General features: G+C 63.7%; 11 protein-coding genes and 1 pseudogene. 6 read left to right on the top strand and 6 right to left on the bottom strand.

From position 1 onward, the window contains the following. Nucleotides 1-424 precede the first annotated feature (424 nt). On the top strand, nt 425-2,200 hold the full coding sequence (locus IVA81_RS40120) for a caspase family protein (RefSeq protein ID WP_247330207.1): 1,776 nt from the start codon (nt 425-427) through the stop codon (nt 2,198-2,200). 383 nt (nt 2,201-2,583) lie between these two features. On the opposite strand, the gene IVA81_RS40115 is transcribed toward IVA81_RS40120, so the two are convergent. Next, on the bottom strand, nt 2,584-4,434 hold the full coding sequence (locus IVA81_RS40115) for a KUP/HAK/KT family potassium transporter (RefSeq protein WP_247330353.1): 1,851 nt from the start codon (nt 4,432-4,434) through the stop codon (nt 2,584-2,586). 180 nt (nt 4,435-4,614) lie between these two features. Next, entirely contained in the window at nt 4,615-4,872 is a 258-nt protein-coding gene (locus IVA81_RS40110; RefSeq protein WP_247330204.1) for a hypothetical protein, read from the bottom strand. Between the two features lie 259 nt (nt 4,873-5,131). Between IVA81_RS40110 and coaD the strand changes: the two genes are divergently transcribed. The 5 genes and pseudogenes from coaD to queA all read left to right on the top strand — a co-directional run bounded on the left by coaD (nt 5,132) and on the right by queA (nt 8,248). Continuing rightward, nucleotides 5,132-5,629, top strand: coding sequence for a pantetheine-phosphate adenylyltransferase (gene coaD / locus IVA81_RS40105; RefSeq protein ID WP_247330201.1), 498 nt, complete (start codon nt 5,132-5,134; stop codon nt 5,627-5,629). A 36-nt stretch (nt 5,630-5,665) separates the two neighbouring features. Beyond that, nucleotides 5,666-6,228, top strand: a pseudogene (locus IVA81_RS40100) (peptidylprolyl isomerase). A gap of 8 nt (nt 6,229-6,236) precedes the next feature. Then, nucleotides 6,237-6,662, top strand: a complete 426-nt coding sequence (locus IVA81_RS40095) for a hypothetical protein (RefSeq protein WP_247330182.1) — start codon at nt 6,237-6,239, stop codon at nt 6,660-6,662. Continuing rightward, nucleotides 6,659-7,123: a peptidylprolyl isomerase gene (locus tag IVA81_RS40090; protein WP_247330180.1), complete on the top strand. Its 465-nt coding sequence runs from the start codon at nt 6,659-6,661 to the stop codon at nt 7,121-7,123. The genes IVA81_RS40095 and IVA81_RS40090 overlap by 4 nt, the downstream gene beginning before the upstream one ends. A gap of 51 nt (nt 7,124-7,174) precedes the next feature. Further along, nucleotides 7,175-8,248: a tRNA preQ1(34) S-adenosylmethionine ribosyltransferase-isomerase QueA gene (queA, locus tag IVA81_RS40085; RefSeq protein ID WP_247330160.1), complete on the top strand. Its 1,074-nt coding sequence runs from the start codon at nt 7,175-7,177 to the stop codon at nt 8,246-8,248. Between the two features lie 96 nt (nt 8,249-8,344). Here queA and IVA81_RS40080 read toward each other — a convergent pair whose 3' ends face one another. From IVA81_RS40080 to IVA81_RS40065, 4 genes are all read right to left on the bottom strand, one after another. After that, nucleotides 8,345-9,382, bottom strand: a complete 1,038-nt coding sequence (locus IVA81_RS40080) for an aspartate-semialdehyde dehydrogenase (RefSeq protein ID WP_247330157.1) — start codon at nt 9,380-9,382, stop codon at nt 8,345-8,347. 265 nt (nt 9,383-9,647) lie between these two features. Continuing rightward, nucleotides 9,648-10,250 (bottom strand): PepSY domain-containing protein, encoded by a 603-nt coding sequence (locus IVA81_RS40075; RefSeq protein WP_247330137.1) that lies wholly within the window; start codon nt 10,248-10,250, stop codon nt 9,648-9,650. A gap of 252 nt (nt 10,251-10,502) precedes the next feature. Beyond that, nucleotides 10,503-11,249, bottom strand: a complete 747-nt coding sequence (locus IVA81_RS40070) for a TetR/AcrR family transcriptional regulator (protein WP_247330350.1) — start codon at nt 11,247-11,249, stop codon at nt 10,503-10,505. Nucleotides 11,250-11,384: 135 nt separating this feature from the next. Continuing rightward, on the bottom strand, nt 11,385-12,569 hold the full coding sequence (locus IVA81_RS40065) for a patatin-like phospholipase family protein (protein ID WP_247330134.1): 1,185 nt from the start codon (nt 12,567-12,569) through the stop codon (nt 11,385-11,387). Nucleotides 12,570-12,698 lie beyond the last annotated feature (129 nt).

Raw genomic sequence — 12,698 nt, 5'->3', positions numbered from 1 at the left:
GCCACCGCGCCGATCCCGTACAGAAGCAAGTGCCCAGCGAGTGGATGACGCAAAAAGGGATTGACTAACCAAGGCCCGTTACAGAAGCCCGGATGGAGCAAGGGGTCGGTGCGGAGCACCGACCGATGGCGCAATCCGGGACCGCATGTTGCCGAACGTTTGGAATCCCGGATTACGCTTGCGCTCCATCCGGGCTACGAAATCGGGCTAGGCTGTGTACTCATAAAGGGAATGTCGGCTCCTGAGGGCCGAGCGGAAATCTTTTGATCGGCCAGACCATTACTGCTTGTGACCCCTAAGCGGACTTTTGCGCTGGAGCATTGCCCGCCTCCTGAAGTGCATGAAATGTGACCAATGTCACAGATTGACTGCTTGCCTTTCAGCAAGCTGTGCATAGGCTGCGCACATATTGTCGGGGACTGTAATGGGCGCTTTTCGTTGGTTTTCTTTGTTCGTTTCCATCTGGCTGATGTGCGGTTCAGCACACGCCGAGCGTCGTATCGCGCTGGTGATGGGCAACTCGGCGTACAAAAGCGTTCCGAAGCTCTCAAACCCGTCCAACGATGCCGCCCTGGTCGGTGGCATGTTCAAGAAAGCCGGGTTTGACTGGATCGACATCAAGACCGATCTTAACGCTTCCGAGATGCGCAAGGCCTTGCGTGATTTCGGTGGACGGGCGCGAGATGCAGAAGTGGCTGTCATTTACTATGCCGGTCACGGCATTGAGTTAGATGGCACCAACTACCTCATTCCGACTGATGCGGCTTTGGAGACCGACAGCGACGTTCTTGACGAGACCGTGGCGCTAGACCGGGCGCTGTTCGCCGTCGAGCCTGCCAAGCAGCTTCGTCTCATCATCCTTGATGCCTGTCGAGATAACCCATTCGCCAAGACTATGAAGCGAACCGTTGCCGCCCGTGCCATCGGGCGTGGTCTCGCCAAGGTCGAGCCGAGCAGCCCGAACACGATGATCGCGTTCGCGGCGAAGGCCGGGTCCACAGCGTCGGATGGCGACTCAAAGAACAGCCCATTTGCCGCAGCGCTTGTCGAGCGGCTACTGACGCCAGGTCTCGATCTGCGCAAGGCATTCGGCTTCGTCCGTGACGATGTGTTGAAGAACACCAGCTACAAGCAGGAACCTTATGTCTACGGTTCTCTTGGCGGTGAGGATGTGGCGCTGGTGGCGGCGAAGCCGACAGCAACCGGCCCTCAGGCAAGCCCGGACGACGCTATACGCCGAAACTACGAGCTTGCACTCCAACTCGGCACCCGCGACGGGTGGAACGTTTTCCTCGCCCAATACCCGGACGGCTTCTATGCAGGGCTTGCCAAGGGTCAACTCAATAAGATCGCGGCGGAGGAAGCCCGCGTAGCGGCGGTGGAGAAGGCGCGGCTGGCCGAAGAAGAAAAGGCCCGGCTTGCCTCTGACCGTGCAAAGAAAGCTGAACAGGACAAAGCAGCCGCTGCAGCCAAAGCTGCTGAGGATGCGCGGCTCGCTGCCGAGAAGGCCAAGCAGGTTGAGGAGGCCAAAGCCGCCGCAGCCGAGCAACGCCGTAAGGAGACTGAGGCCGCCGTTGCCAAGGCTCTGGCCGATAAGCAGGCAGCGGAGAAGAAAGAAGCTGACCAGAAGGTTGCGACCCTCCCATCGCCTGCGCCTTCGCCCGACACCGCGCAGTCGCCGCAAGAACTCGCCAAGTCGGTACAGTCCGAACTTCGCCGCGTAGGCTGTCTAGCCAGTGTGGAGAACGGTGAGTGGAGCGCCAAATCACAGCGCTCCCTGACGCTGTTCAACAAGTACGCGGGAACGAAGCTCAACACGACGCTCGCAAGCCCCGATGCGCTAAACGCGATCAAAGCCCGGTCAGGCCGCGTCTGCCCGCTGGTCTGCGATCATGGTTTCAGGGCCGATGGAGATGCCTGCGTGAAGATCGCATGTCGCGCCGGCTATCACGTCAACGACGATAACGAGTGTGAGAAGACTCAGGAAAAGAAGCCGGTAGCCACGCGCGAGGATGCGACGAAGCGGGACGCGGAGCGTAAGAAGATCGAGGCTACACCCGCGAAGCCACAAACGAGCGGACAGATCGTTTGCAATAGCGCCGGCTGCCGACCAGTGTCCAAAGGTTGTCGATTGGAGTTTCGCAGGGGCGGCGGTAATGCCAACACCCACACTGGCGAAAGTGTTGAAGTTTGTAACTAAATCCGTCCGATCACCTCGGTGGGTCGCATAGCTGTCGCCTCGCAGTTCCCCGTGAGCTGGGTGCGAACGTGGGCAGCAGCTATGAAGTGGATGTTGGTGGTCTTGGTGGGCGGCGTCTCGCAAACACAGATCTCGTGTTCGATAAGTTCAGTGATTGTCTCGCGCTGAGGAGCGATGCGGCAGCGCTATGCGGACGCCTTCGAGGCATGGGACCGCATGGCTGCGGTAGGATCGGCCGACGCAAGGACAGCCGACGCCGCGAACGTAGCGGCAGCTTTTCCGCTTCTGGCCCATCGGCGACCTTCAACGATGTCTGCTGTTTGTGCCGCTGTTGAGGGATGAGCAGACATCTGGAGCACCCTCGTGATTTATGAGTACACGCCCTAGATCTCCAACTCCGTGCCAAACTCCACCACCTGCCTGGTCGGCACGCCGAAGAACGCGGCCGAGCGTTCGGCGTTGCGCTGGAGGAAGGCGAACACGCCTTCGCGCCAGACCCACATGCCCGGAATGTTCTCGCTGGGGATGATGGTCTCGCGGCCGACGTAATAGGTGATGTCGGAGAGATCGACGCCGGGCAACTTGCTCTGGCGACAGACGAGCTTCAGTCCCTCATAGATCGTCGGGTTCTGCATGAAGCCGTAATGCAGGATCACGCGGGTGATGCCGGGAATGATCTCGATCACCTCGGCGCGTTCCTCGTCGGCGATGTGCGGGGATTCCTCGATCAGCACGGTGACCAGCAGCACGCGTTCGTGCAGCACCCGGTTATGCTTGACGAACTGGGTGAGCGCGAGCGGCACGCCGCGCGGTGCGGATGCCAGGAATACGGCGGTCCCGGGCAGCCTTGCGTGGCACTTGTTGACCGCGGTCTCGATCAGGTCCTCCTCCGGCTGGCGCAGCTTGGCGCGCGCGACCTCGACCAGCTTGACGCCGGATCGCCAGGTCAGCATCAGGAAGGCGACGAGGCCGGCGAGCAGCAGCGGAAACCAGCCGCCCTCGAACAGCTTGACCGAATTGGCCGAGAAGAAGATCACGTCGATGACGAAGAAGGCCCCATTCACGGCCACCACCAGCCAGGGCGAATAGCCCCACTGGATCGCGACCAGCGCGGCGAGCAGCGTCGTGATCGCCATCAGCAGCGACACCGCGATGCCATAGGCGCCGGCAAGCGCGTCCGACGTGCCGAAACTCAGGACCGCCCCCAGCGTGGCGGCGGCGAGCAGCCAGTTCACCAGGGGCACGTAGATCTGCCCGATTGCATTGCTCGTGTGGCGGATCTGCATGCGCGGCAGGAAGCCGAGCTGGATCGACTGCTGGGTCAGAGAGAACACGCCGGAGATGATCGCCTGCGAAGCGATCACGGTGGCGACCGCCGAGAACGCGACGAGCGGATAGTGCAGGGCGTCGGGGCAGAGCTGGAAGAACGGATTCTCGATCATGGCGGGATCGGTGATCAGCAGCGCGGCCTGGCCGAAATAGTTCAGCACCAGCGCGGGCAGGCAGATTGCGAACCAGGCGAGGCGGATCGGGAAGCGACCGAAATGCCCCATGTCGGCATACATGGCCTCGCCGCCGGTCACCGCGAGAAAGGCCGCGCCGAGAATTCCGAACGAGATGTGAAAATCCTGGTGGATCAGGAATTCGAAGGCATAGAGCGGGCTGAGCGCCGCCAACACCGCCGGCGCCTTGACGATGCCGTGGATGCCGAGCGCGGCGAGCACGACGAACCAGGCCAGCATCACCGGTCCGAAGATGCGGCCGATGAAGCCGGTGCCCTGCTTCTGCATCATGAACAGGCCGATCAGGATGACGACGGTTACCGGCACCACGACGGGCGCGAGCGAGGGAGCATCGACCTTGAGGCCCTCGATGGCGCTGAGCACGGAGATTGCCGGCGTGATCGCGCCATCGCCATAGAGAAGAGCGGCGCCGACGAGGCCGACCACCAGGAGATGGGCGCGCCATGTGCCTGGCTGGGAATGGCGGGCGTGGAGCAGGGCGAGCAGCGCGACGATGCCGCCTTCGCCGCGATTGTCCGCGCGCAGGATCAACAGCGCATATTTCAGCGAGATGATCAGCAGCAGGGCCCAGAGGATCAGCGAGGCAACGCCGAGGACGGCTTCGGGGGTCAGGGTTGCGCCGCGGGCGGCCGCCTTGGCGGCTTCCTTCAGGGCGTAGAGGGGGCTGGTGCCGATATCGCCGTAGACGACACCGAGGGCGCCCATGGTCATGGCAAGCGGCAGCGGATCAGGATGGTGGCCGGAAGCGACTGCGGGCGTACTGGACAAGGGCGGCCCCCCAATGGGATCGCGCCCGACGGGCCATTCCGCCGGGCGCAAACATCACCCAGTCTGCGATGAGACGTCGCAAAACTCCATCGGGATTATATGACGCGAAGCTGACAGACCCGACTACGGCATGCGGTTGGCGGTCACGAGACGCGCCTCGCGGACATTCGCCTTGGTGCCAGCCTTGCGCAGGCACGACGCCTCGAAATTCGGCCAGGCCTGCTGCGAGCAGTCTTTGCCGATGGCGCGGATATCGAGCCGGTCGCTCTTGGCCAGCGGCTGCGGCACGCTGGCTTCGACGGTCGGGGCAAAGCCGGGCAGGAGGGTGAGGGCTGCGGCAACAGACGCCGAGAGTGCGATCGCTGAAAGAGCCTTGATCATTGACAGTCCCCTGTGATGCGGCCGCCTACGCCCAGTGTGCGGCCCGTCATTTCGTTGGCCGGATTAGTAACCATGGCCAGTTTCCAGACGTCTTCGCGGACGCCGGAAATGGTTTCGTTCGCGCTCCGTTTTGTTTCGTGGCTGCCCCGAGGACGAAACAAACCGGCCCTTGCCGACACGGCCGGCGGAGATTTCACCTGAATCGGCCAGGGAACCGGTCCGGCTTGCCGGGCCGGGCCGGGCGCGGTAGGAGGGAGCCATGCCGCGTATCGCCTTCTATCCCGGTTCCTTCGACCCCATCACCAACGGCCATCTGGACGTGGTCCGGCACAGCGTGTCGCTGTGCGACCGGCTCGTGGTCGCGGTCGGGGTCCACCCCGGCAAGAAGCCGCTGTTCTCGACCGAGGACCGGTTGAAGATGCTCCATGACGTCTGCGGGCCGGTGGCGGCGCAGGCCGGTTGCGTCCTCGAAGCGGTGACGTTCGACGACCTGTCCGTGACCGCGGCCCGCAAGCACGGTGCGACCATCATGATTCGGGGCCTGCGCGACGGCAGCGACCTCGATTACGAGATGCAGCTCGCGGGCATGAACGAGGCGATGGCGCCCGAGGTGCATACGGTCTTTCTGCCGGCCTCTCCCATGGTTCGCCCGATCACCGCCACTTTGGTCCGCCAGATCGCCGGCATGGGCGGGGATGTCTCGGCCTTCGTCCCGCCGCAGGTTGCGGCACAGCTCAAGGCAAAATTCGCCGCATAGCGGCGCACTTCCTCTTCTCTCTGATCCGGAGTTGTCATGATCCGAATTCTCGCAGTTCTTGCCGCGCTTCTGTTCGCGGTGCCGGCGGTGGCGCAGCAATTGCCGGCCAACCTCGACAAGGCTAACGCCATCGTCATCGACAGCACCAAGGGCCGTATCATCATCAAGCTTCGCACCGATATCGCGCCCCAGCATGCCGAGCGGACAAGCAGCTCGCGCGCGAGGGCTATTACAACAACGTGCCGTTCCATCGCGTCATGGACGGCTTCATGGCGCAGACCGGCGATGGCGAGAAGTTCAACGGCACCGGTGGCTCGAAATATCCAAACCTGAAGCAGGAATTCTCCAAGGTGCATTTTGCGCGCGGCATCGTCGGCATGGCCCGGCGCGGCGACAGCGTGGACAGCGCCAACTCGCAGTTCTTCATCATGTTCGCCGACGGAGGCAGCCTCGATAACCAGTACACCGTGATCGGCGAGGTCGTGCAGGGCATGGACGTCGTCGACAAGCTGAAGAAGGCACCTCCCGGCTCCGCCGGCGGCGCCGTGACCGATCCCGACAAGATGGTGAAGGTGCAGGTCGCCTCCGACATTAAATAGGAGCGGCGATGGCGCGCTGTGGTGACAAGCTCCTGCTGGTTGCCGCGGTGCTGCTGTTCGGCACCTCGGGCGCTGCCTCTCAGGATGGGCAGGTCAACACCATCCAGGACATCTTCCGGCACCTGCGTACCTGCTGGAGGCCGCCGTCGCCGGCCAAGGCGCGCCCCCTCGACATCACGGTGGTCGTGAGCTTTAACCGGGCCGGAAACATTCTGGGCCATCCGAGGATTACCTATGAATCCGCGGAGGCCTCCGACAATGACCGGCTGCAATACCGGATCGCGGTGATGGAGGCGTTGCAACGCTGCACGCCGGTGCCATTTACCGATGCAATGGCCGGCGCCGCCGCGGGGCGACCATTCGCGATCCAGTTCCGCAGCCGTAAAACTTCACCTGACAAGACTTCACCCCCAACGCAAGAGAGACGAGCATGAGCGTCACCGAAAACACCCTGGTCCTCGAGACCACGCAGGGCCCCGTCACCATCGAGATGCGCCCCGACCTCGCGCCCGGCCACGTCGCGCGCATCAAGGAGCTCGTGCGCGAGGGCTTCTATGACGGCATCGTGTTCCACCGCGTGATCGACGGCTTCATGGCGCAGACCGGCTGCCCGCAGGGCACCGGCACCGGCGGCTCCGGCAAGAAGCTGAAAGCCGAGTTCAACAAGGAGCCGCATGTGCGCGGCACCACCTCGATGGCGCGCGCCGCCAACCCCGATTCCGGCGACAGCCAGTTCTTCATCTGCTTCGACGACGCCCGCTTCCTCGACAACCAGTACACGGTGTGGGGCAAGGTCACCGAGGGCATGGAGAACGTCGACAAGATCAAGCGCGGCGAGCCCGTGCAGAACCCCGACAAGATCGTCAAGGCGCGGATGGCCGCTGACGCTGAGTAACACCTGCCCGTCGTGCCCCCGCTTCGGCGGGGGCGCGCCTAGGTATCAAACGTGCGCACCGATCTGTTCGATTTCGACCTGCCCGCCGAGCGCATTGCACTGCGCCCGGCGAGCCCGCGTGACTCCGCGAGGATGCTGGTCGTGGAGAACGGTGCGCTGCGCGACCAGACCATCGCCGACCTGCCGCAATGGCTGAAGGCGGGCGACCAGCTCGTCGTCAACGACACCAAGGTGATCGCGGCGCAGCTTAGGGGCCGCCGCATAGGCCGCGAGACCGAGCCCAGGATCGAGGCGACACTGATCAAGCGTCTCGACGGCTCGCGCTGGCAGGCGCTGGTCAAGCCCGCGAAGAAGCTTGTCGCCGGCGACCGCATCCGCTTCGGCAATGAAGGCAAGGTCTGCCTGCTCGGCCATCTCGACGCCGAGGTCGAAGCCAAGGGTACCGAGGGCGAGGTCACGCTGTCGTTCTCGTTCCACGGCCCGGCGCTGGATCAGGCCATCGCCGATCTCGGCAGCCCGCCGCTGCCGCCCTATATCGCCTCCAAGCGCACGCCCGATGAACAGGACCTCGCCGACTACCAGACCATGTTCGCCGCGAATGAAGGCGCGGTTGCAGCGCCGACCGCAGGGCTGCATTTCACCCCGGAGCTGGAGCGGGCGCTGCGCGAGCGCGGCGTCGGGGTCAACCGCATCACGCTGCACGTCGGGGCAGGGACGTTCCTGCCGGTGAAGGTGGACGACACCGAAGGCCACAAGATGCATGCCGAGTGGGGCACGATCTCGGCCGAGACGGCGGAGCGCCTCAACAGCACGCGGAAGAACGGCGGCCGCATCATCGCCGTCGGCACGACGTCACTCCGATTGCTTGAGAGCGCAGCGAGCGAAGATGGCACGATCCAGCCCTTCGCGGCGGAGACGGCGATCTTCATCACCCCCGGCTATCGCTTCCGCGCAGTCGATGTCCTGATGACGAACTTCCACTTGCCGAAGTCGACGCTGTTCATGCTGGTGTCGGCGTTCTCCGGGCTGGAAGCGATGAAGCACGCCTATGCGCACGCGATCGCGGAAGGTTACCGGTTCTATTCGTACGGCGATGCGTGCCTGTTGTTCAGGGCAGAGCCGTAGGGTGGGCAAAGGCGCATAGCGCCGTGCCCACCATCTATCTCCATAGTTGAGATCGATTGGTGGGCACGCTTCGCTTTGCCCACCCTACGAGACCTTCTACGCCATCACCCGCTGAGGCAAGAGCTCGGCGATCTGCACCGCGTTCAGCGCCGCACCCTTGAGCAGCTGATCCGCCGCCACGAACATCGAGATCGAATGCCCGCTGGGGTCGCTGAGGTCCTTGCGGATGCGGCCGACCAGGACGTCGTCCTGGCCCGAGGCGTCGATCGGCATCGGGAAGTAGTTCTTCACGCGGTCGTCGACCACCTTCACGCCGGGGGCCTGCGCCATGATGGCGCGGACCTGGTCCTCGCTGATCGGCTTCTCGCATTCGAAGGTGATGGCCTCGCAATGGGCGCGCAATACCGGCACGCGCACGCAGGTGACGCCGATTGCAATCTTCTCGTCCTCGAAGATCTTGCGGGTCTCCTTGATGACCTTGGTCTCTTCGTCGTTGTAGCCGGTCTCAGGATCGACGGCGGTGTTGTGGTTGAAGAGGTTGAAGGCGTAGGGGTGCGGCATCACCTTCGGCGTATAGACCTGACCGTTGAGATTGGCCCGGGTGGATTCGACCAGCTCCTCCATCGCGGCCGCGCCGGCGCCGCTGGCCGCCTGATAGGTCGAGATGATGACGCGCTTGATGCGGTTCTTCTGATGGATCGGCCACAGCGGCACCAGCGCGGTGATCGCGGCGCAGTTCGGGTTGGCGATGATGCCCTTGTGATCCCTGATGCGGTTCGCATTGATCTCGGGGATCACCAGCGGCACGTTGGGGTCCATGCGGAAGGCGGAGGAATTGTCGACCACGACAGCGCCCGACTTGACCGCGATCGGCGCATACTTCTTCGAAATGCTGCCGCCGGCGGAGAACAGCGCGATATCGACACCGTCGAAAGACCGCTCGGTCAGTTCCTCGATCACGACTGACTGGCCGCGGAACGATACCGTCTTGCCGGCCGAGCGGGCGCTGGCGAGCGCCTTGAGCTTACTGACGCGAAAGCCGCGCTTGTCCATGGTGGCGATGAATTCGGCGCCCACCGCACCGGTGACGCCGACAATCGCGACGACGGGATCGTTACTCACTTTGTCCTCCATTGAATTGAAAATTTGGGCAACAAAAAAGCCCCGGACCATCGCTGGCGGGGCTTCGGTAGAGTGGATTGCGTTCTAGTCGACGACTACGCGCGCACGCCTCCCCGGGCCCCTGAGGCCGTGGTGGTTTTGGTCGTGCGTTTGGTGGTCGTGAACATGGCGGCGACTTATGCGGGAGAGTCTTGCGGTCGTCAATGGCCTTTCGCCCCCGGTCGACGCCGGGGAATGAACCTTGTGCCGCTATCTGGCAGTCGCTATTTCGCAGCTACTATTTCGTCCTGGCGCCCGGCGGCTCCAGGATGACCTCCTTGAGGTCGTCGCCGCTGATCACGACGATCGCAAAATTGAGCCGGCCGCGTTCGCGCACCAGCCCGCCGCTGATCGCCTTGCCCGAGGCCGCGCGTTCAGCGACCCGCACGGCATCAGCGAGGCGATGCCTGATCGCACCGAGCGCTGCGAGGTTGTCGCGGTCCTCGTGGTCGAGCTCGGCGAGGGGCAGGGCGGCTTCCCCGCCGACCAGCTCGCCGGTCGAAGCATTGATGGTGTGGCGCCAGATCCGGTCGTTGTGCAGGGTCTTCACCCGATACACCGGTACACCGGAGGCTCCGTCGAAACTCACATCCGCCGTGGTGGCGCCGGCGTGGCGGCGTTCCGCAATCGCCATGGCCTGGCTGATCGAGATCGACGAACCGCGGAAGCGCTCGATCTCGCGGCTGACCGCTTGGCGGTCCGCCTCAGTGTCACCATCTGTGTCGCTGTGAAGGGCGGTCGGCGTGCCCGTGCTCACGATCGCCCGCGCCGGCGCTGCGAGGAAGAGTGCGGACAGGGTGATCGCAAGCAATCCCGAGGTCCATCGTTTGGCTGTCGTCATGCTCGAAACCCTCGGCCAGCGAGTGTGCCGGATGATCGTAAAGAATTCGCGGCCGGCCTTGGGCATCGGCCGGCCGCGGAGCGACGTGGCGGGCTGTACCCGCCGCGGCGATCTTAACGATACGGGCCTCTTTTGGGGCTGGTGAAAAAAGCGGTCCGTATCGCTTATAACTAAACCATACCGTATCGTTTTATTTTGGTCAATGGCGTGGGCCGGGATCCCGCTGGGGAAAAATCGCAACTCACGGAATTGTCAGCGGGATGGGCGTCGCCGCGGCGTGCTCTTGGCGGCGTCCTGGGCGCGGTTGGCAGGTCCCAGCGCGCCGGCCAGGAACAGCTTGATCGCCGCGCGCATGCGCTTTTCGGCGGCCTTCATCTCGAGGGCCGTTCCGAATGTCGCCATGCGGTGGGTGTGGCCGACGACCACGTCGAGAAACACCTCGGCCACAATGGTGGTGTCCTCGACGTCGATCGCGCCTTGCGCCACCAGATGGTCGAAGAAGCGTGCCGTAGTGGCGACGGCCTTGAGCCAACCTTCTTCCTTGCCGAGCTTGGCAACGTCAGGGAAATTGATGGCCTGCGACGTCATCATGCGGCTGAAGGCGACGGCATCCGGACCGCAGGTGAATGTCAGCATCTCGCGTCCGATCTCGACCAGTCGTTGCTCGACCGGGATGTCCGCAAGGCTGCTGAGCTGCGTCTCCGCCGCGGCGGACAGTGGAGCAAGCCAGCGCGCGATCTCGCGCCTGAGCACGGCGGCAAACAGGCCGCGCTTGTCGCCGTAGCGGGAATAGACGGTGGGCTTGCTGACCCGGGCCGCTTCCGCGACCGCGTCGAGCGAGGTCGCGTCGAAGCCGCGGTCCAGGAACAGGCGGGTGGCGACCTCGATCAGCCGCTGGTCGCGCTCGATGGCGGCTGACTTCGTCGGCCGGCCGCCGCGGGATTTCGGCACCTCGCGGCGCGGCGCTGCCGGTCTCGTCTTGGTCGCAGTCAATCCCATGCCCGATGATTCCTGCGCGTTTCTGACAGTGGTCATTCGATCTATATCGCGCGGGAGCGGAGGCGTCATCGCGAATCTGGCCGAATTGGCCGTATCGTCAACGGTTTCAGCTGGGCCTCGTTCCGTCAACAGCGCTCACGGCACCGTCGAGCTCCAGGCCTGACCGGAAGCGGCCTTGTCGTATCCGTATTGATACAGCGCCCGCATATAGGCGGTGTCGAACCCTTCCGACGGCGGCGCCGGATATTCGCGCGCGATGTAGGAGAGATGAAAGCCGAGACGGTTGCGCTTGGCGAAATCGTAGGTCGAGAAGATGATCGAGCGCGTCTGTGACTGGGTGATCGCCGACAGGCTGCGCGAGGCGACATCGATGGTGCCGTTGGAGACAAGCTCGAAATTGCGTTCGATCTTCTTGTTGACGAGGATGTAGATGTCCAGCTTCGCATTGCCCGGCAGTCGGCTACCCTGGAAAAGCAAGGCTTCCGGCAGCGTCAGCACCGGGGCGGTTACGCCGCCGTCGACATGCATCTCCTGAAACTTGCGGCCCTGGCCCTCGGCGTCGATCATGATCGGCGGAAACACCAGGGGAATGCTGGCGGAGGCCGCCATCACGTCGCGAAACAGTTTTAGCGCCTCGGGCGTTCCGACCGCGGCGATCTTGCCCATGTCCCAGATCGCGGTGCGCTGGGTGTCGAGATCGGTCGTCACCACCAACAGCTTCCGGCCCTTGGCATTCTCGCGCGCGACTTGCGCCATGATCTCGGGCCCGACATAGCGGGCGACGAGCTCGCGCAGCCTTGTGTTGCCGAACAGGCCGGACCCGAACAGCACGCGCATGATGCTGGGATCGTTCAGGAGGCTCTCGGCGATACCGCTGGTGTAGACCTCCCTCAGCGTGTCGTCATATTGCGGGCCGAGGAAGGCGAAGGGCGCGATCAGGCCGCCGGTGCTCACGCCCGAGACGACGGAGAAGGCGGGACGGGTTCTGGCCGCGCTCCAGCCGTTGAGCACGCCGACGCCATAGGCGCCATCGGCGCCGCCGCCGGAGAGCGCTAGATACGACTTCGTCGCCGTGCTGTTGTCCTTCTCGAAACTGAATTTCGTGACGGGCTCGTCGGCGTAGCGCCTGAGGCCGTCGATATCGAGCACGCGCGATGTGCTGGCTTCGGCGGCGGTATAGGGCGTTCGGGGCAGGGAGGTGCAGCCGGCGAGTGCCAGGCTGCACGTCAGGACCAGGAAACCGATCAGACGGGCAGCTGTTTGCCTGATCCAGTCATGCGAGCGGCTGGAGACGTCAGTCGAACATGAAGGTGAAGGCATTGTCGGTGGCTGTCGATCTCGATCACGCATTGACCGCCGCCGGCAATTCGCCTGCGGCATCTCGTTCAGCCCAGCATAAAACTACACGGTATCGTTTTGTTTAACAAGAGGCCCGGCGGCAATATCGCT

The sequence above is a fragment of the Bradyrhizobium sp. 141 genome (genome assembly GCF_023074055.1).
GTDB lineage: Bacteria > Pseudomonadota > Alphaproteobacteria > Rhizobiales > Xanthobacteraceae > Bradyrhizobium.
The sequence above is the reverse complement of the archived record's forward strand: the minus strand, read 5'-3'. Positions and strand labels throughout refer to the sequence as shown.

What these genes read in the sequence shown, in the direction of transcription:
- IVA81_RS40120 (WP_247330207.1), top strand. Translation starts at nt 425, where the DNA reads ATGGGCGCTTTTCGTTGGTTTTCTTTGTTCGTTTCCATCTGGCTGATG.
- IVA81_RS40115 (WP_247330353.1), bottom strand. Translation starts at nt 4,434, where the DNA reads ATGACCATGGGCGCCCTCGGTGTCGTCTACGGCGATATCGGCACCAGC.
- IVA81_RS40110 (WP_247330204.1), bottom strand. Translation starts at nt 4,872, where the DNA reads ATGATCAAGGCTCTTTCAGCGATCGCACTCTCGGCGTCTGTTGCCGCA.
- coaD (WP_247330201.1), top strand. Translation starts at nt 5,132, where the DNA reads ATGCCGCGTATCGCCTTCTATCCCGGTTCCTTCGACCCCATCACCAAC.
- IVA81_RS40095 (WP_247330182.1), top strand. Translation starts at nt 6,237, where the DNA reads ATGGCGCGCTGTGGTGACAAGCTCCTGCTGGTTGCCGCGGTGCTGCTG.
- IVA81_RS40090 (WP_247330180.1), top strand. Translation starts at nt 6,659, where the DNA reads ATGAGCGTCACCGAAAACACCCTGGTCCTCGAGACCACGCAGGGCCCC.
- IVA81_RS40080 (WP_247330157.1), bottom strand. Translation starts at nt 9,382, where the DNA reads ATGGAGGACAAAGTGAGTAACGATCCCGTCGTCGCGATTGTCGGCGTC.
- IVA81_RS40075 (WP_247330137.1), bottom strand. Translation starts at nt 10,250, where the DNA reads ATGACGACAGCCAAACGATGGACCTCGGGATTGCTTGCGATCACCCTG.
- IVA81_RS40070 (WP_247330350.1), bottom strand. Translation starts at nt 11,249, where the DNA reads ATGGGATTGACTGCGACCAAGACGAGACCGGCAGCGCCGCGCCGCGAG.
- IVA81_RS40065 (WP_247330134.1), bottom strand. Translation starts at nt 12,569, where the DNA reads ATGCCTTCACCTTCATGTTCGACTGACGTCTCCAGCCGCTCGCATGAC.